This is a genomic window from Pseudomonas lurida (genome assembly GCF_002563895.1).
GTDB classification, from domain to species: domain Bacteria; phylum Pseudomonadota; class Gammaproteobacteria; order Pseudomonadales; family Pseudomonadaceae; genus Aquipseudomonas; species Aquipseudomonas lurida.
On sequence record NZ_PDJB01000001.1, the window covers coordinates 1,787,641 to 1,810,025 of the forward strand.

19 protein-coding genes and 2 pseudogenes are annotated in these 22,385 nt (G+C 53.2%); 11 read left to right on the forward strand and 10 right to left on the reverse strand.

Annotated features, from left to right (window positions below):
* The first annotated feature begins 32 nt into the window (after positions 1–32).
* From ATH90_RS08160 to ATH90_RS08190, 7 genes are all read left to right on the forward strand, one after another.
* On the forward strand, positions 33–959 hold the full coding sequence (locus ATH90_RS08160; RefSeq protein WP_098466021.1) for a LysR family transcriptional regulator: 927 nt from the start codon (positions 33–35) through the stop codon (positions 957–959).
* A gap of 390 nt (positions 960–1,349) precedes the next feature.
* Positions 1,350–2,738, forward strand: coding sequence for an MFS transporter (locus tag ATH90_RS08165; RefSeq protein ID WP_098466022.1), 1,389 nt, complete (start codon positions 1,350–1,352; stop codon positions 2,736–2,738).
* Between the two features lie 65 nt (positions 2,739–2,803).
* Positions 2,804–4,024: an alpha/beta fold hydrolase gene (locus tag ATH90_RS08170; protein ID WP_098466023.1), complete on the forward strand. Its 1,221-nt coding sequence runs from the start codon at positions 2,804–2,806 to the stop codon at positions 4,022–4,024.
* A gap of 322 nt (positions 4,025–4,346) precedes the next feature.
* Positions 4,347–5,309 (forward strand): 3-hydroxyacyl-CoA dehydrogenase, encoded by a 963-nt coding sequence (locus ATH90_RS08175; RefSeq protein WP_098466024.1) that lies wholly within the window; start codon positions 4,347–4,349, stop codon positions 5,307–5,309.
* Positions 5,310–5,359: 50 nt separating this feature from the next.
* Positions 5,360–6,286 carry a 3,5-dioxohexanoate:acetyl-CoA acetone transferase gene (kce, locus tag ATH90_RS08180; RefSeq protein ID WP_007913166.1) on the forward strand — a complete coding sequence of 309 codons (927 nt, stop codon included), beginning with the start codon at positions 5,360–5,362 and terminating at the stop codon, positions 6,284–6,286.
* Between the two features lie 111 nt (positions 6,287–6,397).
* Positions 6,398–7,768: an MFS transporter gene (locus ATH90_RS08185; RefSeq protein ID WP_098466025.1), complete on the forward strand. Its 1,371-nt coding sequence runs from the start codon at positions 6,398–6,400 to the stop codon at positions 7,766–7,768.
* The gene (locus tag ATH90_RS08190; RefSeq protein ID WP_098466026.1) at positions 7,765–9,291 is read left to right on the forward strand and encodes a UxaA family hydrolase; all 1,527 of its coding nucleotides are present in this window, start codon (positions 7,765–7,767) and stop codon (positions 9,289–9,291) included. Before ATH90_RS08185 ends, ATH90_RS08190 begins: the two co-directional genes overlap by 4 nt.
* Positions 9,292–9,356: 65 nt before the next feature.
* Here the strand turns inward: ATH90_RS08190 and ATH90_RS08195 are convergent, their stop codons facing one another.
* The 4 genes from ATH90_RS08195 to ATH90_RS08210 all read right to left on the reverse strand — a co-directional run bounded on the left by ATH90_RS08195 (position 9,357) and on the right by ATH90_RS08210 (position 13,272).
* Positions 9,357–10,049 carry a GntR family transcriptional regulator gene (locus ATH90_RS08195; protein WP_240038452.1) on the reverse strand — a complete coding sequence of 231 codons (693 nt, stop codon included), beginning with the start codon at positions 10,047–10,049 and terminating at the stop codon, positions 9,357–9,359.
* Between the two features lie 198 nt (positions 10,050–10,247).
* Entirely contained in the window at positions 10,248–11,036 is a 789-nt protein-coding gene (locus ATH90_RS08200) for an SDR family oxidoreductase (RefSeq protein WP_038364716.1), read from the reverse strand.
* Between the two features lie 244 nt (positions 11,037–11,280).
* Positions 11,281–12,360: an alkene reductase gene (locus tag ATH90_RS08205; protein ID WP_098466028.1), complete on the reverse strand. Its 1,080-nt coding sequence runs from the start codon at positions 12,358–12,360 to the stop codon at positions 11,281–11,283.
* A gap of 72 nt (positions 12,361–12,432) precedes the next feature.
* The gene (locus ATH90_RS08210; protein WP_098466029.1) at positions 12,433–13,272 is read right to left on the reverse strand and encodes a pirin family protein; all 840 of its coding nucleotides are present in this window, start codon (positions 13,270–13,272) and stop codon (positions 12,433–12,435) included.
* 238 nt (positions 13,273–13,510) lie between these two features.
* Here ATH90_RS08210 and ATH90_RS08215 point away from each other — a divergent pair, with 238 nt between their 5' ends.
* Together ATH90_RS08215 and ATH90_RS08225 are read left to right on the forward strand one after the other, a co-directional pair.
* Positions 13,511–14,428: a LysR family transcriptional regulator gene (locus ATH90_RS08215; RefSeq protein ID WP_098466030.1), complete on the forward strand. Its 918-nt coding sequence runs from the start codon at positions 13,511–13,513 to the stop codon at positions 14,426–14,428.
* 586 nt (positions 14,429–15,014) lie between these two features.
* Positions 15,015–15,481 (forward strand): annotated as a pseudogene (locus ATH90_RS08225) (IS66 family transposase); the annotation flags it as partial.
* A 60-nt stretch (positions 15,482–15,541) separates the two neighbouring features.
* On the opposite strand, the gene ATH90_RS08230 reads toward ATH90_RS08225, so the two are convergent.
* The 3 genes from ATH90_RS08230 to ATH90_RS08240 all read right to left on the reverse strand — a co-directional run bounded on the left by ATH90_RS08230 (position 15,542) and on the right by ATH90_RS08240 (position 18,821).
* On the reverse strand, positions 15,542–16,486 hold the full coding sequence (locus ATH90_RS08230) for a DMT family transporter (RefSeq protein WP_098466032.1): 945 nt from the start codon (positions 16,484–16,486) through the stop codon (positions 15,542–15,544).
* A gap of 79 nt (positions 16,487–16,565) precedes the next feature.
* A complete protein-coding gene (locus tag ATH90_RS08235) occupies positions 16,566–17,294 on the reverse strand; it encodes a helix-turn-helix domain-containing protein (protein WP_098466033.1) in 729 nt (242 codons plus the stop codon).
* Between the two features lie 213 nt (positions 17,295–17,507).
* Complete coding sequence (locus ATH90_RS08240; protein ID WP_098467655.1) at positions 17,508–18,821, reverse strand: sensor histidine kinase; 1,314 nt, start codon at positions 18,819–18,821, stop codon at positions 17,508–17,510.
* A 219-nt stretch (positions 18,822–19,040) separates the two neighbouring features.
* Between ATH90_RS08240 and ATH90_RS08245 the strand changes: the two genes are divergently transcribed.
* Complete coding sequence (locus tag ATH90_RS08245; RefSeq protein ID WP_003191424.1) at positions 19,041–19,220, forward strand: CsbD family protein; 180 nt, start codon at positions 19,041–19,043, stop codon at positions 19,218–19,220.
* A 100-nt stretch (positions 19,221–19,320) separates the two neighbouring features.
* The gene (locus tag ATH90_RS08250; protein ID WP_083221824.1) at positions 19,321–19,569 is read left to right on the forward strand and encodes a CsbD family protein; all 249 of its coding nucleotides are present in this window, start codon (positions 19,321–19,323) and stop codon (positions 19,567–19,569) included.
* A 305-nt stretch (positions 19,570–19,874) separates the two neighbouring features.
* Here the strand turns inward: ATH90_RS08250 and ATH90_RS29865 are convergent, their stop codons facing one another.
* The 3 genes and pseudogenes from ATH90_RS29865 to ATH90_RS08260 form a co-directional block, all read right to left on the reverse strand.
* A complete protein-coding gene (locus ATH90_RS29865; RefSeq protein ID WP_420884285.1) occupies positions 19,875–20,390 on the reverse strand; it encodes a DUF7693 family protein in 516 nt (171 codons plus the stop codon).
* Between the two features lie 27 nt (positions 20,391–20,417).
* Positions 20,418–21,026, reverse strand: a pseudogene (locus ATH90_RS29525) (histidine phosphatase family protein); the annotation flags it as partial.
* Between the two features lie 68 nt (positions 21,027–21,094).
* On the reverse strand, positions 21,095–22,096 hold the full coding sequence (locus ATH90_RS08260) for a metallophosphoesterase (protein ID WP_098466035.1): 1,002 nt from the start codon (positions 22,094–22,096) through the stop codon (positions 21,095–21,097).
* Between the last annotated feature and the right edge of the window lie 289 nt (positions 22,097–22,385).

The window sequence follows — 22,385 nt, forward strand, 5'->3', positions numbered from 1 at the left end:
GGTAGATTCAGTCGCGTAAGGAGCGTACCGAAATGGATCAATACTCCCAAATGCTAGCCTTCATCTGGTCAACAGAGTGCGGAAGTTTTTCTGCTGCCGCCAGGGCGCATGAGATGACTCCGTCGGCCATCAGTAAATTGATAGCGCGGCTAGAGGATCGGCTTCGAGTTCGACTGTTCCAGAGGGGTTCCCGAGTCCTCACTCTGACGGAGGAGGGGGCTACTTATTTGCGCAGTGCGAAAGCTGTGGTTGAGGCGATGAGTGAAGCTGACTCTCTGGCAGAAGGGCTTCCTTCAAGGGTAAGTGGCACGCTACGCATCCACACGATGACCTCTTTTGCGAAGCAGCAGATCGTGCCTTGGTTGCCGGAGTTCCTCGACACTTATCCCGGTCTTGATGTCGAGATTCAGTTAGGCGCTCAGTTCGTTGACCAGTTCGAGCAGGGATTGGACATAGCCATCCATAGCGGGATTCTTCCGAGCTCTTCCAGAATCGCAAAGAAGATAGGCGAATGTGAATGGTTGCTGTGTGCTTCACCTGACTACCTGGAAAAGTATGGAACACCGCAGCAGCCACAAGACCTGATGAATCATCGATGCTTTAACTTCAGTTTTGCCAGCCCTTGGAACAAATGGGCCTTTATCCAAGATGGCCTAGGTGTGACGACCCCTGTGAAGCCTCGAGGATCCTTTACCCAGGGTGAGCTGCTGAGAGATATGGCCAAATCAGGTGCGGGTATAGTCCGCCTTGCGGATTTCCACATTGGAAAAGACATTCAGGACGGATCGCTGGTGCTCCTGCTTGACGAGTACAAAGCGGAGATCTTAGAGCCTATTTACCTGCTCTACTCGGATAGAAAACATCTAAGTCCCCGCATCCGAGTGTTCATCGAGTTTTTCCAAAAAAAATGGATAGCAAATCCATGGAAGGTCGTGAGGGGACTACCCGAAGCGACTTGATAGCCACTACGGCCCCGCGCTTATTTTCACTTTCCCTCCGCGCAAGCGTGCAACTTTGGCTCCTGCACAAGAGAGCCAATACTACACCTCTCTGTAATTTTACCTACTGCTCTGTGCCCAACAGAGCTTTCAAAAAATTAAGACCTATTTCCCAGTAATTATTTAGCCAAATGCTTCGCTGGCGCCTCTCTCATTTTGTGCCACCGACCTGTTCCTGGCGGTCACAGCAGGTGTGCTTTGCCAGCTATATTCAGCCCTGAAATTGAGCCATAACCTCTGTCCATGGTGAGCAGTACGACAAGTGCTGGATCATCTCGGATGTTGAGGCGTATGTGTGCAAAACACCGATCCTCAGCCGGAGAATAAAAATAAATACCCGGAGATATCCCCATGGGATTTGCTCAAGACAAAATCGAACCATTACCTGCGGTCAATCGTGTGCCAAAAGGAGCAGGTGCAGCCTCGTGGGGCGCAATGGCTCTTTTGTGGCTCGTGTATGCCATGGATGCCAACTCCCGCCAGATGTTCTTTATGGTATTGCCCTCCATCACCAGCGAGTTCAAGACAAGCGCTGAGCTGACTGGACTGCTTGCCGCGTTCATCACGATCGCTACATCTTTGATAGCCGTGCCTTGCATGATTTGGGCTGATAAAGGCGGTCAGGGATGGATGCGTAAATACCGCCACTTGCCAATCGTGATTGCTTACACGCTATTCACCTTTCTGACCGGCCTCAATTTCTTGACTGGCTCGCTTGGAGTGCTTGTCGCGCTGCAAGTGATGTCTCACGCATTTGGTGGTGCTGGCGAAGCCATCGAAGTCACCTCCTTGTCTGAGTGGTGGTCGAAGGAGCGCCGTGGTTTCGCCCTAGGACTTCATCACACCGGATACCCTTGGGGCACATTGATCGGTGGCTTGGCGATCAGTGCTCTACTCCACGCTTACGGCCCGGAAAATTGGCGCTTGGCATTCCTGCTGTTCCCTGTACCGATGATCATCATCTTTTCGGTCTACTGGTGGTTCAGTACGAAGAGGCGTTACGAATCCTTTGTTGAACACGCTCAAGCCGTGGGTGAGACCCCTCCATCAATGGAAGCGGTACAGGGTGTGGTGGAGGTGCCCAAAGGCGCGTTCAAGTCTGCAATGAAAAATCCGAACATCTCCGCTATCGCTCTTATCTCGATGTTCGCAATCGTTGGCTACTTCGGCATCAGCTTCTGGCTACCTCAGTACCTGGCCTTTGTTGCCCATTACAACTTCGCAGAGGCGGCTGCTTACTCGGTGCTCTTCACGATCACCGGTGGTATCGGCCAGATCGTTTGGGGATGGATTTCAGACCGTGCAGGCCGAAAACTTTGCCTAGTGCTTGTTTTCGCGTGGCTTGCGGTGGGCATGTACCTCTTCAAATACTCATCGGTCAGCCTGACTTGGCTTATCGCGATTCAGTTGTTTGCTGGATTCGCGATGAACGCGCCCTACACGTTGCTGTATGCCATTGCGTTTGACTCTGCGAAGCAAGGCACCACTGGCCTGGCGGGCTCAATCGTCAACGTCGGTATTTACGCCGGTGGCTTTGGGCCATTCGTGATCGGGATGTTCATCGGCGCAGGTGGTGGCTTTGAGCAGGCTGCGGGCTACAACTACGCGCTCTACTTTATCTCCGGCCTCATGGTACTGGCGGCCATCATCACCATTTTCTTCACCCGTGAAACTACCGGCTGGTTCCTTAAGTACGACAAGGCGCTGGTATCGAAGTCCTCTTGCAACATGGGTTTGTAACGAACCGATCGTACCTGCAATTACAAGAAAATCCCCTTGGGGATAGCTAAAGCTAGGAGAAAATCATGACCCTTATTAATGATGCCAAATGGTTGAGCCAATTCGCCGACGAGTTAAACGGTGATGCTGATTGGACTGCCGCTGCTCGCTATTTTGATGGGCGCATTCAATTCAAGCACAGCACAGGTTTCTCAACGCTTGCGGTTCTCGCCGGTAAAGTTGTTGCGGTTTACCCGGAAGGAAGCCCGTTGGGCGCTGACATCATCGTGTCTGGTGCTGATGATGAGTGGCAGCGCGTTCTTGACGGAAAGATCGACTGGTTTGAAGCGTTGTCCCCTGGATTGGGAAAACTTGAGCTTGAGGGCAACGTGGTCGCTGCATGGCAGTACGTAGATGTGATGGCCCGCGCGTTCGACGCAATGAAGCGTGTAGGGAAAGCTAATAATAACCCACCAGTCTCGTACTCTCCCGGGCCTAAGCCGTCGGGGAAAGAGACGGTAGGACGGTACATTACCGTTGATGGAATTCGCGTTTATTACGAAGAATCAGGGGAGGGGCGTCCACTCGTTTGCTTCCACGCAGCATCACAAGATTCTCTGATGTACAGGCACGTACTGGACGGCCTCTCAGATGAGTTCCGCGTCATTGCAATTGACGCCCCCGGGCATAGCAAATCAGAGCTACCCGAATCAGGCCCATTCCACAGCCTCACTCGCCATGCGGAGTTGAATGAGCACCTTATGGAGGCTTTGGGACTTGAGAAACCCGCCATCATGGGATGCTCGATGGGTGGCAATCTGGTGTTGGAATTGGGGGCACGTCGGCCCGATGCGTACAGCGCGATCATTTCAGCTGAAGGGGCAGATTTTACCCCGACGGTTTCCGAGTTCTTCCTCGATATGTTGCTCATGAATGGGCCAGAGATCATCGGTGCCTGGTCTCGTTCGATGACGGGCAATCGCACTCCACCAGATCGTGCGAGGGAGGTGGTGTGGCAGATCTCGCGCACCACGCCGCAGGTGATGAAAGGTGACCTCACAGGCTATGCGAACTTTGATCAGCGGCAACAAGTTGGAAAAATCAAAGCGCCTGTTTTACTTCTGCGCGGTGACGCAGATTGGTTGGTGTACCAAGAGAAGGTTGAGGAGACAGCATCTCGCATTCCCGGCAGTAAGATCGCCGTGCTCGCAGGTACTGGCCACTATCCAATGACTGAAAACCCATTGGAGTTCTGTGACACGGTACGCGCTTTCCTTCGTGAAGCGGATCACGGCCACGCAGGCTGAAAGATCTGATTCAGGAGCCCGCTCGTCAGGCGGGCTTTTCTGCGTTTATTTAACGCTAAGGTTCAATCCCGAAAAAAACCTTTTCTATTCCCGCACAAAAACCTGAAGCGCGCCGACCCACTGAGGCTCAGGCCGTTGCGGGAGCTATCTCGACCCTCGAATCCCTTCCATAGCCGATCGTCAGACAATCAGAATTATTTTCTTGTGATCTGTGATCACAGTAGATAGCATCTGTCTCAGAGCGAACATCTGAGCGTCAGCATTGTTCACCAACCGCTCAAACGATTACTCCTAAACATAAATACAAAATTTGGAGAACATCATGCGAAGTACAACTCCATCTGCGACAGAGCGTGGCCCCATTGCAATCGTTGGCGCGGGCCTGATTGGGAGAGCTTGGGCGATTGTTTTTGCTCGGGCAGGACATCCGGTGCGTTTACACGATATGGATCTGCAGACAATGCAGAACAGCCATGCCTACATCGAAGCGAGGCTTAATGAGCTCGCAGAATTCGATCTTCTTAATGACGCCCCCCTCACCGTACTGACACGCATTACTTGCGTTCCCGACCTGGCCGAGGCGCTACGTGATGTAGTGCTCGTACAGGAAAACGTTCGGGAAACGGTAGAGGCGAAAATCGATATTTTCAGTCGAATGGATGCGTTGGCGCCCAAGGACGCGATTCTTGCCAGTTCAACTTCATGGTTACCGGCCTCCGAGTTCACCAAAGATCTACCAGGTCGGGGGCGCTGCGTAGTTGCACACCCTACCAACCCACCTTATTTAGTTCCTCTTGTGGAGCTTTGCCCTGCGCCGTGGACAGAATCTGAAGTGATGATTCGAGCGCATGAGATCTACACAGCAGCAGGGCAGAGCCCTGTCGTTCTATCCCGAGAGATCCACGGCTTCTTATTGAACCGAGTCCAAGCCGCAGTCCTCAACGAATGCTTCAAATTGCATGAGGAAGGCTTTGCCAGCTCGGAGGATATTGATCGGGTGCTCAAAGATGGACTCGCCCTCCGCTGGTCATTTATGGGCCCCTTCGAAACCATCGATCTCAACGCCCCTGCCGGCGTATCTGACTATGCCAAACGCTACGGTCAGCAAAATCGCGAAACGATCAATTCCGAAAATGCTTTTGACTGGTCGGAATCAGCAGTCGCCCGAGTACATGACGAGCGCCGCCAAAAACTTGAACTTGAAGGAATTGCGTTGCGATCCGCCTGGCGTGACCGCCGCCTTATGGCTCTCGCTGCGCACAAGCGTCAAGCACCAAATTCCTGAGGGCATCACTTCATCCTGAACACCAAAATAAAAGTAACCAGGAGGTCACCATGGCTCGTAAAGTCATCATCACTTGCGCGGTCACCGGCGCAATTCATACACCTTCCATGTCCCGTTACCTGCCGGTAACACCAGGTCAAATTGCCGAAGCGGCGATTGGTGCCGCTGAGGCTGGCGCCTCAATTGTTCACCTACATGCTCGTAATCCAATTGATGGCAGCCCCTCTCAGGATCCGGAACTGTTTAAGCAGTTTCTGCCGGCTATCAAAGAGGCTAGCGATGTGGTGATCAACCTGACTACAGGTGGCGCACCGACAATGTCGCTTGAAGATCGACTTCGTCCAGCACATCAGTTCAAACCGGAAGTGGCCTCACTGAACATGGGCACGATGAACATGGGTCTTTACCCAATGCTCAATCGGTTTAAGGAGTTCAAACACGCTTGGGAGGAACCATACCTCGCCGGCAGCCATGACCGCATTTTCAAAAATACATTTACCGACATAGCCCACATCCTCGAGTCATGCAGTGAGAACGGTACCCGTTTTGAAATCGAATGCTATGACATTGGGCATCTCTACACTGCTGCACATTTCATTGATCGCGGCCTCATCAAACCTCCATTTTTGATCCAATCGGTTTTCGGCATTTTGGGCGGTATCGGCGGTCACCCTGAGGATGTCCTGCATATGCGTCGCACAGCTGATCGTCTCTTCGGAGATGACTATCAGTGGTCGGTTCTTCCAGCAGGAAAGCAGCAGATGAGCATTGGTGCTCAATCAGCCACGCTTGGAGGACACGTGCGTGTGGGTCTTGAAGACTCGCTTTGGGACGGGCCGGGCCAATTGGCAAAAAGCAACGCCGATCAAGTCTCGCGTATGCGCAAAATTCTCGAAGGGCTTTCACTTGAAGTGGCGACACCTGCTGACGCGAGGGAAATCCTGAAGCTCAAAGGTGGCGATAACGTCAATTTCTAAGCGCCGGCACTCAGCCCCCATAAAGTCTATCTAGAGGATATTTTGATAATTAAAGGGCGTGGCACAACACCCCCGGCTTAGCAACTTATCCTCATGAGGAGAAAATGAACCATGTTAGCTACGACCCATACAAAAACACAAAAGGGACAGTCGCTGAACGCTTTAATGTTTCGCAAACTAATGCCGATGTTAATCTTTGCTTACGTTATAAGCTTTCTAGACAGAACTAACATTTCACTTGCCAAAACACATATGGCAGTAGACTTGGGTATTTCCGCTGCCGCATACGGTTTTGGTGCAGGGCTCTTCTTCCTTACCTATGCACTCATGGAGGTACCCAGTAACCTGATCATGCACCGGGTAGGTGCCCGACTCTGGATCACCAGGATCATGATCACCTGGGGTTTGTTGTCTGCCGGTATGGCCTTCATTACCGATGAGACTACGTTTTACATTGCCCGCGCGCTATTGGGGGCAGCTGAAGCCGGATTATTCCCAGGTGTAATGCTCTATTTAACCTATTGGTTTGGTCGTGAGCAAAGGGCACGAGCCAGTGGCTATTTTCTAATCGGGGTCTGTCTCGCGAATATCATCAGCGGGCCGGTTGGTGGGCTGCTGTTAGAAATGGATGGAGTCTGGGGGTGGCACGGCTGGCAGTGGCTGTTCTTCTTGGAGGGAATTCCAGCTGTTCTATTTTCCGTCGTGATTTGGCGAAAGCTTCCGGACGGCCCATCTACTGCAAGTTGGTTATCAAAGGAAGAAGTCACTGAAGTAGAGCAAGTTCTGAAGAAAGCACATGATGAAGAAATCGCCTCCGGCAATGTAGGTCATTCTTTTAAGGGCGTTCTTAAAATCCCTCAGATTTGGCTTGCGATCGCGGTGTACTTCCTCCACCAAGTTAGTGTGTATTCGGTAATTTTCTTCTTGCCGGGCATCATTGGAACATATGGAGGCTTGTCATCTTTACAAATAGGATTGTTAAACTCAATCCCATGGATCGCAGCAGCACTCGGGGCAGCGTTTCTTCCGAAATATGCAACTACTCCAAAAATTTCACGCAAAATAATGTTCGGTGGGCTGCTCCTGATGTCGGCTGGATTGACCCTCGCGGCCTTTACTACTCCACTGATAGCTCTAATAGGATTCACTCTTACGGCATCAATGTTTTTCGTTGTTCAGCCTGTGATATTCCTCTTTGCCAGTTCAAGGCTGGCCGGAGCAGGTATGGCGGCGGGTCTGGCGTTAGTGAATACCTTCGGTATTACTGGTGGTTTCTTCGGCCCTTCACTTCTGGGCTTCGTTGAACAAACTACTGGTAGCACAAAGAATGGGCTAATTATTGTAGCGGCTCTTTTAACGCTCGCAGCATTCCTGAGTTTGAAATTACGTCAGGCACAAGAAACGATTGCTAAAAAAACGCGGGACAACATTGTATTGCCCCAGGCTGCGCCGTGTATTACTGATAATGCGAGTACAAAATGAAGAGTACATCCCTGGCACTTAAACTACATCCCAACGATAATGTTGCAATCGCACGCGCGTCGATACCTCAAGGAGCCGTGGTTACGGAGTTCGGTAATATCGTGGTGCTCGCCGATGTGCCCGCAGCGCACAAAATCGCCCTTGCACACGTAAACCCAGGTGATCCTGTTCTGCGTTATGGCCAGATCATTGGCTTTGCTACTAAATCCATTGAGCCAGGCGATTACGTGCATACGCACAATCTGGAGATGGCTACGTTCGAGCGAGACTACGCGTTCGGCGAGGATGCCAAAGTCGCGTCGCCTGCTGCCTCTCCTGTGACATTCCAAGGTTTCGTCCGCGCTGACGGGCGAGTAGCAACTCGAAACTACATTGGTGTAGTGAGCACTGTGAACTGCTCCTCCACTGTTACCAAAATGGTGGTTGAACACTTCTCGCGAAACGGTGTGCTGGATGCTTACCCAAACGTGGACGGTGTGGTGCCGATCACTCACAGCTTCGGTTGCTGTATAGAGCACAATGGCGAGGGGGTGAACCAACTGCGGCGCACGCTAGGCGGGTTCATCAAGCACGCCAACTTCGCTGGCGTGGTTGTCATCGGCCTTGGCTGTGAAGCCAATCAGATGGGCGCTCTGTTCATGGCCCAGGGCATCGAGACCGGCAAGCTTATCGCTCCCGTGGTCATCCAAGACGTTGGCGGAACCCGCAACGCAACGGACGCCGCCATTGCCGCCGTAGAATCGATGCTGCCGGTTGCCAACGAGTGCCGACGCGAGCCAGTCTCGGCGCGGCACCTGACCGTGGCGCTCCAGTGCGGCGGTTCAGACGGATACTCGGGCATCACGGCCAACCCCGCCCTCGGTGTGGCTGTCGATATGCTCGTAGCGCAGGGCGGAACGGCCATTCTTAGCGAAACGCCCGAAATCTACGGCGCTGAACACCTCCTGACTCGCCGCGCGGCAACCCGTGAGGTTGGCCAAGGTATCGTCGACCTTATCAAATGGTGGGAAAGCTACGCAGACCGCGAAAAAGGCAGCATCGATAACAACCCCACACCTGGCAACAAGGCTGGCGGCTTGACGACCATTCTTGAAAAGTCTTTAGGCGCAGTTGCCAAAAGCGGCTCCACCGCACTCATGGGGGTGTACCGTTACGCCGAGCCAATCACGGCCCGAGGCTTGGTGTTTATGGATGCACCTGGCTACGACCCGATGGGAGCCACTGGCCAAATCGCCAGCGGCGCAAACCTCGTTGCGTTCACCACCGGACGCGGCTCGTGCTTTGGCGCCAAACCTGCTCCTTCGATCAAGCTTGCGACGAATACCAAAATGTACACTCGCATGAAGGATGATATGGACATCAACTGCGGGGATGTCATGGATGGCGATGCCACCCTTGAATCGAAGGGTAAAGAGATTTTCGACATGCTCATACGAGTGGCTTCTGGAGAAAAATCTAAAAGCGAGGCGTTGGGCGTCGGCAATGAAGAAACAGTACCTTGGATGATCGGCGCTCAAATGTAATAAACGAGCGAAAAAAAAGAGGTGCCCTGATGCCAGGCGCCTCTTTTCAAAACATGTTGGTGGAATTAATCAGCTTCGGCAGGCTTCTGCGCATCGGCAACGATCAGCGCCCCTGTATTCAGGATAAACTCGGCAGCACTTTTGATGTCATCTTGAAGTGATTCACAGGCGGCAACGGAGTCACCCTTCTTTAAAGCATCAACCATCGCTGCGTGATGACTGGCTTGCACTCGCTGAACCACACGCTCAGTGCCAGATCGTAGGTCATAGTTGATGATCGGCCCTATTCTCAGCCACAGGGACTCAACTATCTGGAGCAGGATGGGCATGTCCGCCTGATTATAAATTGCAAAATGCAATTCTTTGTTCAGCGTAATCAGCCTTGACTCATCGGGAGCACCTTTTGCAAACTCTGCGCAAAATGCCTCGTGTATCTTTTCAATCTCAGCCAGCGCCTGCGAATCAACAAGTTCCGCAGCACGAGCTGCAGCTTGCCCCTCCAGATTCAACCGGATACTGGTGATTTCCCGGAATTGGCTGACAGTCAGCACAGGCACACGAATATATCGATTTGCCGCCATTTCAAGCGCTTGCTCTGCGACCAACCTGTGAACGGCCTCTCGCACTGGCATGACGCTAACACCTAGAGCTTCCGCTATAGATCTGAGCGAGAGCTTTTCCCCTGGCATAACGCGCCCGCTTATCAGCAGATCACGCAGTTGGGCATAAACGTCCGCACTGAGGGTCTGGCGGATCATGGGCGTTACGAGTGTGGATAGGTTCATGGCGAGGATTATAGGCAGGTTCGATCAGCCGGCATAGGAAAATGAGACAACTGTGATCACGGATGTGTCGGTATAGAAAGTGACGGAATTCGGGAGAAACAAGTTCTCTAGCACACGCTCAATAAGCGTCTCGCTACCAAGGTCGATGGCGAGACGTGTAGGTCTGACTAATCAAAGATACTCGACATTGCCGTCGATGCTGATCGCTTGTCCTGTCACATTGTTAGCAGCAGGAGAGCATAGAAATAGGGCCATTGCTGCCACGTCTTCGGGTGGAGTCATCCGGCGCAATGAGATTTTCTTCAATGTTTGTTGGCGCATCTCCGGCTCTGAAATGCCTAACTGTTTGGCGCGATCACTGATGACGCGATCCTGGCGCGGGCCCTCGACGATGCCTGGCAGCAATGCGTTGACTCGAATGTCTTTTTCGCCCAACTCGGCTGCCAATGACTTCATAAGACCAACGATGGCCCACTTGGTCGCGGCGTATGGAGTCCGCCAGGCATAGCCTAAGCGCCCTGCGACGGATGAAATATGAATGATGTGTGCGTGTTCTGACTTCGTTAGGAGGGGGACAGCATGATGAGCGAAGCGATACTGCGCATTGAGATTGATGTCTATTGTCTGTTCCCATTCTGCATCGCTAATTTTGTCGATTCCGCCGGTCGGCCCTGCTATGCCTGCATTGTTGATAAGTACATCGAGCCCATCCACCCAATCCTGTTGTATCTCGAAGACTCGCTTAATTTGAGCAGAGTCGGAGACGTCAGCCAGTGTGGCCAAAGCCTCTGGATAGCGCTCACGAAATTGTGCGATCGCCTGCTCACTTACATCACATACATGGACTCTTGCCCCAATTTCGAGATATGCAGCCGCGATCGATTCGCCAATGCCTGCTGCCCCACCGGAAATCAAAACTCTCAATCCGGTATAGGGTGTCAGCCGCTTCATCACGTTCATAGCTAATGCGTCCTGTCTTATTTTTGTTCATGAGTTCTTTCGTGGCTACGGCGTGCGTAGACAAGAAAACCTCATTAAGTGATATGTGATCACAACTTGCTTGTCAAGACAGGCTTGCCGCAGATTTGCAGGTGATAACCGGAGAGGGTGCAGACTCCTACTACGGTTCAGCATTGCTACCTACGGCCCGATTACTCTGCAAGAGGCAGCCGGCGGCGACTGAGCTTACCTCAGCACTACATCGTTATCGAATCTGGGCCATGGTTGGGTAATCCGTGTAACCGCGCTCCTCACCCTGGTAGAAGGTAGTCGGGTCTGCGTCATTCAATGCGACACCCTGTTCGAATCGCTCTACCAGATCCGGGTTGGCGAGGAACGCAGTGCCAAAGGACACCAGATCAGCATTTCCTTCTCTGAGGGACGTTTCTGCGCGTTCCGCGTCATAGCCCCCATTGGCGATGTAGGTGCCTGCGAAACGACGCTTTAGTTCTCTGAAGTCGAATGAACCCGCACCGACTTCTACTACGTGAATGTAGGCTAGCCCGTAGCGACTGAGCATTTTCGCTGCGTAGTTGAATGTCGCTTGGGGATCGCTGTCGCTCATGGAGAAGTAATTAAAAATCGGCGACAGGCGAACGCCCACGCGGCTAGCCCCGAATACTTCGATGACCGACTCCACAACCTCCTTAAGAAACTGAGCTCGATTTTCTGCAGATCCACCGTATGAATCGGTTCGGATGTTGGTGCCATCGCGCAGGAACTGATCGATCAAGTAACCGTTCGCACCATGTATTTCCACACCGTCAAAACCTGCACGCTTCGCGTTTTCAGCACCTTGGCGAAAATCCGCGATCACGCCAGGAATTTCATGCAGACTCAGAGCCCGTGGTGACTCGTAAGGCTTCAATCCTTCAGGCGTGTAGATCTCGCCATCAGCCTTGATCGCTGAGGGGGCTACTGGCAGCTGATTATCGATCTGTACTAGGGAGTGTGACAGGCGCCCAACGTGCCAGAGCTGGAGAAATATCCGTCCGCCTTCTGCATGCACGGCGTCGGTCACGTGTTTCCAGCCGGCGATTTGCTCGTTGGTGAAAATGCCCGGTGTTCTCATATAGCCTTTGCCTTGAGCCGAGACCTGAGAACCCTCAGTAATGATGAGGCCGGCGCTTGCACGTTGACGGTAATACTCGACCACTGTGGAAGTTGGAACATCGCCTTGGCCAGCTCGGCTTCGCGTCAGCGGCGCCATCACCATGTGATTTTTCAGGGGGAGGTTGGCGATTCGGGTGGGGGACAAAAGAAGGTTGAGATTGCTCGCTGTCATGACGTGCCTCAGTATGATTTGGGGTGTTGGATAGTTATCGTCGAGATGATTTTCACGCCGGGTTGAGCGGCGCTAGTTGAGCCGTCCTTGCTGCCGCAGCCGTGTGCCAATCCGCTGTATTTCCGTTTCGCCCTGTGACAGAGCTGCCTTGCTCGTGTGAACCGAGTAGTTACCTGTTACCAGGTCGTACGGATGCTTTACCGCCGAGCCCATCACGAAAGAGCAATCGCCTTTCGCGATGAGGTTGATGTGTTGCTCTGACTCTTCGAACACAGCTAATTCGCCGACATTGACCAACCCCCCTGCATCCAGACTTCCTGAACTAACCGCGAGCCAGGCAATGTTGTGACCCGACGGTGGGGTGTAACGCCAGTGCTCACCGTCTTTTAAACTCACGGCGAGATAGTTCATTTCACTCGGTACTTCGATCAGGCTTTGGGCTGCCCCGTAACGTCCCAGTAGTACCCGTGCTGGGCCCACTTGTGGAACTTGCGAAGGATCAAGGTAGGTACTCATCGCGGGAGCGTTTTCAAGCGGCGGCGGCAATGCCACCCAGAGCTGGAATCCCTGTATTGCGGAATCGCTTGCTAGCTTAGCGTCGTGCCAAACCCCATTGCCGGCCTGCATCCACTCAACACCACCCGCGAGCAGTAAACCGGTCGCCCCAGTGGTGTCCTCATAAGAGACATCCCCTTTTGTCATGAAGGTAACCGTTGCGATTCCTGAGTGCGGATGCATGCCGAAACTCGACTTACCACCACTGGCGTTAAGGCTGAAAATGTCCAGGAAAATAAACGGTTTCAACAGCTCTCCTAGATCACCTGGACTCATAAGCCTCGTTATGGGGCCATGTGTGGTTCCTTCAGTACGATGGACAATGGCGCGTGGTCGAACTACTACGGTGGCGGTCATATGTTTTCTCTTTGTTCTCCCTTGCCGACAGAAGATATCGTCGAGCGGAGTTCCGGCTGCCTGGACTGGATGGGGATTAACTCAGTGATGCCGAAAAACCTTGACGGTCAGCCCGTAGGAGATTCCGGCAACTGAAGGTCAGCTGCAGCAATGACTGAAGGATATGCGTCTGTTGATTGCTTTATTAGATGGCATAATTGGATTGAACTGATCCATTTTTGGAGTTGGTGGTGGCAAGATGATCGATCTGAATGACGTCGCATTGTTTGTAAAAGTGGTGCGCAGCGGTAGTTTCGCTGAGGCAGCACGGCAGCTTGGAATGCCCTCAAACACCTTAAGCCGTCGGATTCAACAGCTTGAGGCTCAACTCGGTACAAGGCTGCTGCAGCGCTCCACGCGCAAGCTCACACTCACCCAGTCTGGCGAGGCTTTTCACGAGCGATGCTGTGGAGCCGTGGATGGACTGATTGACGCTGGTGAGCAGCTGATGACAGGAAACCAAGAGCCGAGTGGCACCGTGCGCATTGCGGCAATGGCTGATTTCTTCGACTTCTTTCCTATGGAGTGGGTAGCCGATTTTCTCGAGGCGCATCCACGGGTACACGTCGACTTTGTGCTGAGTGATGCACGCGCCGATTTGATCGCTGATCGTATCGACATTGCGTTTCGAGGCGGAGCGTTGCAAGACTCAGGATATGTTGGTCGCCAACTCCTTGGAGCTGGTAACGAAGGTCTGGTGGCCAGCCCGAATTACCTTAGAAAAAAAGGCGTACCTGATTCGCTTGGAGATTTGGTCAATCATGATTGTGTAACTTTTGGCCATCCTAGTGGCGTCACCACCTGGACTCTCCATGGGCCAAATGGTGCAGCGGAAGAAGTGCGGGTCACTGGCAGTTTCAATGGAAACACCGCCCAAGCTTTGCGCAAGGCGACGTTGGCCGGGCTAGGAATTGCCTTGCTGCCGCCCGCCATGACTAAGTCTGATCTTCAGACGGGGCGCCTTGTGTCTGTGCTGCCGCAGTACCATAGAACCGGATACGGCCTGCATGTGCTATACCCCAGCCGGCAACATTTGCCCTTAGCTGTGTCTGCATTCATTGGGTTGGTGATGGAGAAACTGGAGGGACAAGAATTTCCTGCGACGGCTCTTTCCTGATCCATGCATTGTCGAAATATCGACAATTGGGTCGTGCTCGATTGAGAGGAGGGTAGGCGTGATAATGTCTTCACGAGCCCGTGATTCTAGTGCAGGCTGGGGAACGACCTTTCTAATCGCCGCCAGAGGCTTATTCTCAATGTAAATTTGAAGCAGTGGTTGGTCAGAACGAATTCGAATGACTAGCAAGGTCTAATAAATACTCAAGGGATCCTTTGTGGCTTCAACTTTAATAGGCATTATCACCCGCGACCTTGGCGCGGAGGCCTATTCCGAGTACGCAGAGTTCCAGATTAGCGATCCAGATGTAATCGTTAGCGCCGCTAGGCAAACGCTCGATTCGATCCCTCCATCATTTGGTTCTTGCGTCATGGTCAGTGCTGGCTTCACTGCCATTCTCAAATCTCAACGGATACCCGCAGTTGTCGTCCTGGGAGACCTGCTGATTAACGGCCAGTATGCTTTCGAATGCAGGGGAACATTCCAGGGGCAACCTACGAGGGAGAGTTTGTGGACGCCAAGTGGGACGGTCACGCCTGGGTAATGCTCGCGGATGTGCTCTGCGACCTATCCATCTTCCGAGTAAGCCCTGCGTTATATCCAGTTTCTGTACGAAATCGAAAGCGAAGTCCGCGATCTGGAGCCGGATTTAAGGCGTCGAATACGACAAGAAAAAGCTGTACGGGTGATGAACATGCTCCATGCCTGGATGAGCGCCCAGCGCGATCTGGTGCCCGAAGGCTCAGCCATCAGCAGAGCACTCGATACAGCCTGAAACGCTGGGCAGCGCTATCGCTCTACATCGATGACGGGGCAGTACCCATTGACAACAATTAGGCCGAAAACCAAATCAGGTCATGTGCTCTTGGGCGCAAAAACTGGCTCTTCGCTGGATCACTACGCAGCGGCAAACGGGCGGCGGCAATCATGACCTTGATCCAGTCTGCGCGGCTGAATGGTCATGATCCGTATGCGTATCTGAAGGATGTTCTCACGCGCCTACCGACGCACCGGGCGAGTGAGATCGATCAGTTGCTACCGCATAGTTGGTGACCAATTAATCACAACTGGTAGGGGTAGTCAGTATTCCTGTCGCTATAGCATCTTTGCGAGTTAAACAGCCGGAGAGTGACGGGGAGTACGATGACAATTCAGACACCACACGACACCGGTGACCAGAAGTGCAATCGCCGCAATTTCATATGAGTCGGGCAGCCGATGCTCCCATAGAAATCCAAAAACCAGCGCCGCTAACGTCTCAATCACGAGCACTTGTCCGCTTAGTGCCAGTGGTAGAAGTCGGCTCGCCTGATTCCAGCACGCATTACCCACAACCGAAGATAAAAACGCTACGCCACCGGCTACCATGACAAAGTGTAGCCATTCGGAGTTGCCATGCGTTCCGACCTGCCAGCCTAGGACAGGTACCGCCAAAAGCAGTGACTGAGCGCCAGTCATGACCCCTGTCAGCAGTGCCCAGTCATGAGCGGAAACGCTTGCTACTTGAGCCAGCCGCCGGGCGTTGCTCACTGCGAACCAACTCCATGTCACTAACGCGCCCGCTGCGCATAGAATTCCGGCGACGTTTGTCAGTATGTCTGGCTTGTCGCCGTTGATCAGTGCGTGCCAGCTGATGAGTACGACCCCGCCCACAGCGCAGAACAGCGAGGGAGTGAGCTTGCGCAAAGAAATTGCGTTGACGTCATGACGACCTGCCAGCGTGACGAACACCGGAATGAGTCCGACGATCAGAGACGTTGTGGCAATGCCAACCAACTGCACACCGGTGCCGACTAGCGTGTAGTAAATGAGGTTCCCAATCAGGCTAAGCCAGAAGAGTGACTTCCAGTCGGCGGTAGTGAGATTGGCGCAAACGCGCCTCCAGCGGGGCATAAGCAAGGCCACCGAAATCGCGCCGTAGCAGAGAAATCTCAGAACGGCGAATTGCAGGCCGCTCAGCCCCGGGGTGAGCTGGGGGCCGAGGAAGATCACTCCCCAACACAGGCCCGCGCAAACTCCGTAGACAATGCCCTTTAGCAGTAATCGATCAGCAAGCATTTCATCCCCGCTCCAAAGCGTTATGGGTAAAGTCTGGAGCAACTGATTCGGGGAGTATTGTCGGTAACTGCGGGATTTTTTACCCAGACTGTTTTTGCGTTTTACGATAAACCGCCGGGGTCGTGGCCCTCACGCGCTGCATGGCACGGGTCAGCGATGCCTGGTCGCTAAAGCCGGCACGCAAGGCAATCTCGGATATGGTCAATGAGGTTCCACGCAACCATCGTTGAGCTTCTTGCAGGCGTAAATCAGTCAACCAAACTTGAGGACTCATCTCGAACATTAGCCGGAAACGTTGGTGCATCTGACTCATGCTCATTTTTGCTACTTGAGCCATGCTTTCATTGCTCCAGTTCGCTCCAGGATCCGCCTGAATACGAGCGATCAACTGCTTCATGGGGTCTGGAAAGCGGGAGATATCCGGATTTAGAGACGATAAAAGCAGAGGCCCCAATTGGGAGGCCGCGATGGACAATTGTGCATTGCCGATTAGCTCAGCGAACTCTATAAGCCGACGAGTAGCGGGGGAAATGGGCACATATATTTTCTGAGCAAGACGCTCGATCTGGAGCGTTTCCATAATCGTCGGCGCACAGTCCAAAACTAAAAAACGGCTATCAAGGTTAGTCTGCTGCGAATGGATCGAGCCAGGTGTCACAAGCGCTGCCAATGACTGATCAATGCAGCCGCCGCGACCGTTTACGTCAATTTCCATTTCGCCACGAATCGGCAGTACCAATTGAGCATGCTCGTGGTGGTGGTGACGGTCTTCCCTCTCATAGCTGCGAACTTCAAGACTAAGAAACATTACTGCACCTTCCGGCCCGTCTGGTTATCCAAGGTTGACGTCCCAAAACGCCCAATGCGCGCCCGCGTTAGGTCAGACTTGCCACTGATTCTAACATCTACGGATCAGCCCGTTGGTCGCACAACCTGTATTGGCCATACACTTACGGAACAACAGCGTATCAGGCCGGCATACAGGCAAATCATGTCAAGAAGGTTACTTAAGCCACGATGATTATGTGGGAATAATCGCAGAGTCGGTTCGACCCAATGATTTCAAGTACAAAGATACGACTGTTCCCTTGTCGGGTGCATTATCCACCATGACCGTGCCCCCAGCGTTCTCTGCGAACTTACGGACTTGCGATAAGCCCAAGCCCGTACCTTTTCCTCTTTCCTTTGTGGTGAAAAAAGGATCAAAAATTTTAGCCGCCAGGTCATCTGGTATACCTGGCCCGGTATCAGTGACGCTGAGCACGACGTAATTGCCTCCAGCCAGTGTTACGTCATCATCAACCCGCATCAGTCGCGTTGAAATGCAGATACTTCCTGCTGGCCCGAGCGCATCCCTGGCATTTGTGAGAAGGTTCAAGACAGCTGCATTCAACTGGGCTTCTTCACACATCACTGCGGTGTCGGGGGCTGACAGGTCGAAAGTCAGCTCAACACTTTCGGTCGCGGTGCGAGACAACACATCGCGCATTGCATCAAGTCGAGCATTAACGTCAACGCACACCAAATTTGGGCTGTCGAGTCGAACACAAGAAAGCAGATGATTGACCAACTGCCGTCCCTGTTCGACCGTCTGCAATCCGGTATCACTAAATTGCTCGACATCTTTTGGTCGTCTGGCGCGCAAGCGGATCATCTGCAAACTTGCGCTTAGCGCTTGAAGAATATTGTTGAAGTCGTGCGCAATACTGGCCGTGACCATTCCCAAGGAGGAGATACGCTTGGCGTGACGCAGTGACTCTTCGGCCACTTGATTAAGTGCATTCGCCTGAGCCAGTTCTTGTTCAAGCATTTCTGCTCGCCGCTCTATTTGATGTCTGAGCAGGCGCAATTGCAACAACGAAGCGGTCTGTCTCGCCAATGCCAACAATGCCGTGCGCTGTGGTGCTGTCAGGGTTCGCGGCTTGGTATCAATCACGCACACCGTACCCAGAGCGTGCCCCGTATCGTCAATGATAGGAGCTCCCGCGTAAAAGCGAATGTAGGGCGGGCCAAGCACCAGCGCGCTGTGTTCAAAGCGCGGGTCGAGTCTGGCATCTTCGACAGTCAACACATCGGCGGTAGCCAGGATCGCGTGCGCGCAAAACGCCAGATCCCGATGCGTCTCCCTCACGTCCAGCCCGACGCACGCCTTGAACCACTGGCGTTCTCTATCCACCAGAGAAACCAGCGCGACCGGCACTTCACACAAGGTGCTCGCGAGCACGACGATATCGTCGAATTCTTTCTCCGGAGCTGAGTCCAGCACCCCGAGATGCTCTAGCGACAGGGCTCTTTCATCCTCGTTCGGAGGAAAGGGGGCAGGAATGTGGGGCATCTGATTATGCATCGCTGAGGGCAGTAGGGCGATCATGCTGTTTTGATAGCTTGGACAGCAAGAAATTGTTTCTCCATCCGAACAGCGATGTATCTGTTTCCAGATAGCACTCGAAGGGCCGGCGACGAGTGGTAGTCGTCAACCGTGGAACTCCCGGTCGCAGTCGCCAGTCAATTTTTCTGTCCAGATAGGACACCTATTCCTAACCGGGAGACAACCATGAGTGGTACTTCAGACAAAATCAAAGGCCTGGCCAACGAAGCTATCGGTAACGTGAAGCAAGGTGTCGGCAAGGTCACAGGCAATGAGAAGCTACAGGTCGAAGGTGCCATCCAAGAAAAGAAAGGTGAAGCACAGCAAGTGGCTGGCAAGGTCAAAGACGCCGTAGACAAAAAGTAGTTCTAGGCGGTAACACCGTTTCGCTGCGATGGCTATCGGATGGTAGCCATCGCAGTTCACTCATTCTGAGCTTCCAACTTATACGAAGGTTTAATCAATCATGAGAAGTGAGCAGGTAGAAGGTGTTGTAGAAAAGGTTGCCGGTAAAGCCCAAAGCGCAGTCGGAAAACTGCTTGGTGATTCGAAGCTGGAAGCCGAAGGTGCGGGACGCCAAGCTGCCGGTCAGCTGACTCAAACCTATGGCGATGCCCTGGACAGCGTATCCACGTTCGTTAAAGAGAAACCAGTTGCTGCAATCGCGATTGGTGCAATTGCTCTGCTGGTTCTAGACCGTCTCTTTCGCCGCTGAGTAAGGAAAAGGACGTTTCGACAGGGGTGCTCCCTTTAACGTTTATCGCCTCCGTCCCCTAGAACTGTCCATCAGCGGGCTGCGGGGGTACGAGGGCAGGTATGCACAACTCACTTCCATCCAAGCAGCACGTCCAAATTACGACGAGGCTATTGGGCCACAAATCTCTTGGAAGGGTGACTAGGGGTCAGTAGCAAGCGGAGCGCGCAGGCGGGAGGATGGAAGCCCACAGGGCCAAGACTCGGCAACATCGAGGCTTGGTTTACGACAGCCGTCCTCGTAGAGGCCCGTTCGAACTTGGCTCCCTAGAGCGCTTTCAGGAGACGCTCAAGCGTCTGATGTTCCCAAGTGCTGAGCAACGCTATTGGGTCAGTACCAAAGCGATCTCCAGAGTCAAACGACCAGCGTCGCCCATCAGAGCTGATGCACTCTTCGCAGTAGTCGAGCGTGTCACAGTCGTTGTAGATCGATATCCGCCAACCCTCGACGCTCACCACGAAATGGCCCGCATAAATCTCATCCCAAGACGGCTGACTGACCTTGGTCATCGACCGTCGCTCGAAGATGACCTCTCGCAATAATTGGCATACCTTTCTCGCTGAGATCTCCGCCGTAGTGTTTCCGCTAACGCTACCTACTTGGGATGAACGAGCTGCGGTTCTGGCCTCTTTCAGCCTTTGCTCAGCGTACATAGCCGGATCATCGTCTGGCGGAGGGTAGCCTGCTGCTGCGAGAGTTTCGGCGCGCTCCTCAATGAGCAGACGTTCTGGATCTCGAGTGACTTGATAAGCTCTGCCCGGCACGCGCCAAGTGGGGTCCATTCGTGGCTCCCTAGTGGCTGACCGGCTTACTTTCCAACCGGCTTCGTCGGTATCTTTCGAAAGCAGACACTCACCACAATTGGGCACGTGGTTTGCGATCTCATACTCACGCCAGTCCACCATAGCTCCGCCGTCAATGCCGAGCGATTTGCGCTCAATTAGCCAGGCTACAGCGTTAATGAACTGGCCATGAGAGTACGCAACGATGTCTTGGGCGGGATGCTTTGCAACATACTCCAAGAAAGACTGAGCTCTAGCTATGAAATCTAGAAATGACTCAGCGCCTTCACCATCCGTGAAACCAGGATCTGCTTTGGCCCAATACGCCTCAACCCATTCTCGTCTTTGAGCGACGGTTGTATTAGCGCAACGCTCAGGTTCGAGGTAAGTGAATTCGTGGATGGGCCAGGTTTCAAAAGGGATAAGAGGAAACACCGCTGCGGTCGCCATAGCGGTTGAGTGCGCTCGGGTGAAAGGCGAGGCAACGATCAGAGCCGGAGCATGGTTGAACGACAATGCCACCAGCTGCGCTTGCTCAACTCCTCTTGGGGTGAGAGTAATGGTCGCGTGATCTAAAGTGGCTTCGCCCGCGTTCGCAGCGCTTTCTCCATGTCGTATTAGTCTCACATGCTTCATTTACGAACTACTCGCACAGATTCGGCCATCATTTCTGTTAGATCCCCAAGGTTACTGGTACTCAACCCTCAATCAAGAAGCCTCGACAGCAATCCCTCAATCTGGGTGCCGGCATGCTTGAATTTCAGCTCTTCGAGCTTAGCTTCCCTTCGTTCGCCGGTGAGCAAGCTGAGTCCGTGAAGCGCATTAAGTAACTTCTGAGACTCACCAATTTCCGAACGCAAAGTCAGCCAGGTAGTGTTCACTCGACGAGCTAACTCGTCGGCCTCATGGCTCAAGCGTTGTGACTCAATTAGCTTGTTAGCGTTGGTGGTGGCCTTAAGATGACCTAAAGCCTGCTCAAGTTCGTCCAGTAGCTCGGTAACAGCCTCCGATTGGTCAAGTGACACGGGGCGCCCCTCCACATAAATCGTGTCCGCCTGAACGCAATAGACAGCTAGTGGCCCTTCACCCCCTCCGGTGCAATCAAGTGCAAGAACGTTCCCTAGCCGAACAGGCTCTGGAATCCAGGTGTGCCCCGTGCACACACGCCAGACCCCTTTGACACCTTCTCGATGGTGCTTTTTGATCCGCTCGCGCCCCCATAGCGCGATCTCTTCTACAGCAGGGATTGATATGTCTCGAGTGAACTCGACCCATGACATCCCGGCAGGGACATCAGCATGAACAACGCCAACCAAACCGCGAGGGGACTCGATTTCTATGACTGTGGGAAGGCTCTCGAGCTTCCCAATGACCATCTCTTTCGATTCGTCAGCGATGGTCGACCACCAGCCTGCACCATGAGCTACATAACGAGCGCTGGGGTCTTCCCTATAAGCGTTGATAAGCATCTGCTCATGGTTACCTTGAACGGTGAAGAACCACGGCTCACCAAGAAGCTTCAGACCGTCGAGGACTCCAGGCCCGCGATCTATGAGATCACCCACCCCAATGACTCGGTCGATAGCTTTGTCGAAACCTAGCTTCAACAATCCTTTATGAAGATCAATCGTCTTGAAATGGATGTCACCGACGACAAAGTCGCGACCGACCTCGTTCCGAGGAAGCCTTAGGACTTTCTGACTCATGCGCGGGGTTCCTTCCTCAATGGCGAGCTACCAGGTGGCCAAACCCGTATTGTCCACCCAGCAATTGCACCTTCCAACAGAAATCTGGACGGACAGGATGACTACACTCTATTGCGCAGGGCTGAGGTATACCGAATTTCTTCCGTCGATGAAAATAACCAGAGCAAGCGGAGCGCGCAGGCCAGTAAGGCCGGAGATGCGAGGATGGAAGCCCAGAGGGCCATGACTTGGCGTCAGCCATGGCATGGTTTACGACAACCGACCCGATAGGGCGCGCCATAAACCGCGA

Coding starts and splice junctions, on each gene's coding strand:
- ATH90_RS08190 (WP_098466026.1), top strand. CDS start 7,765: ATGAAGAGTACATCCCTGGCACTTAAACTACATCCCAACGATAATGTT.
- ATH90_RS08235 (WP_098466033.1), bottom strand. CDS start 17,294: ATGTTTCTTAGTCTTGAAGTTCGCAGCTATGAGAGGGAAGACCGTCAC.
- ATH90_RS08205 (WP_098466028.1), bottom strand. CDS start 12,360: ATGACAGCGAGCAATCTCAACCTTCTTTTGTCCCCCACCCGAATCGCC.
- kce (WP_007913166.1), top strand. CDS start 5,360: ATGGCTCGTAAAGTCATCATCACTTGCGCGGTCACCGGCGCAATTCAT.
- ATH90_RS08215 (WP_098466030.1), top strand. CDS start 13,511: ATGATCGATCTGAATGACGTCGCATTGTTTGTAAAAGTGGTGCGCAGC.
- ATH90_RS08195 (WP_240038452.1), bottom strand. CDS start 10,049: ATGATCCGCCAGACCCTCAGTGCGGACGTTTATGCCCAACTGCGTGAT.
- ATH90_RS08185 (WP_098466025.1), top strand. CDS start 6,398: ATGTTAGCTACGACCCATACAAAAACACAAAAGGGACAGTCGCTGAAC.
- ATH90_RS08200 (WP_038364716.1), bottom strand. CDS start 11,036: ATGAACGTGATGAAGCGGCTGACACCCTATACCGGATTGAGAGTTTTG.
- ATH90_RS08230 (WP_098466032.1), bottom strand. CDS start 16,486: ATGCTTGCTGATCGATTACTGCTAAAGGGCATTGTCTACGGAGTTTGC.
- ATH90_RS08160 (WP_098466021.1), top strand. CDS start 33: ATGGATCAATACTCCCAAATGCTAGCCTTCATCTGGTCAACAGAGTGC.
- ATH90_RS08260 (WP_098466035.1), bottom strand. CDS start 22,096: ATGAGTCAGAAAGTCCTAAGGCTTCCTCGGAACGAGGTCGGTCGCGAC.
- ATH90_RS08210 (WP_098466029.1), bottom strand. CDS start 13,272: ATGACCGCCACCGTAGTAGTTCGACCACGCGCCATTGTCCATCGTACT.
- ATH90_RS08170 (WP_098466023.1), top strand. CDS start 2,804: ATGACCCTTATTAATGATGCCAAATGGTTGAGCCAATTCGCCGACGAG.
- ATH90_RS08165 (WP_098466022.1), top strand. CDS start 1,350: ATGGGATTTGCTCAAGACAAAATCGAACCATTACCTGCGGTCAATCGT.
- ATH90_RS08175 (WP_098466024.1), top strand. CDS start 4,347: ATGCGAAGTACAACTCCATCTGCGACAGAGCGTGGCCCCATTGCAATC.
- ATH90_RS08250 (WP_083221824.1), top strand. CDS start 19,321: ATGAGAAGTGAGCAGGTAGAAGGTGTTGTAGAAAAGGTTGCCGGTAAA.
- ATH90_RS08240 (WP_098467655.1), bottom strand. CDS start 18,821: ATGCCCCACATTCCTGCCCCCTTTCCTCCGAACGAGGATGAAAGAGCC.
- ATH90_RS29865 (WP_420884285.1), bottom strand. CDS start 20,390: ATGGACCCCACTTGGCGCGTGCCGGGCAGAGCTTATCAAGTCACTCGA.
- ATH90_RS08245 (WP_003191424.1), top strand. CDS start 19,041: ATGAGTGGTACTTCAGACAAAATCAAAGGCCTGGCCAACGAAGCTATC.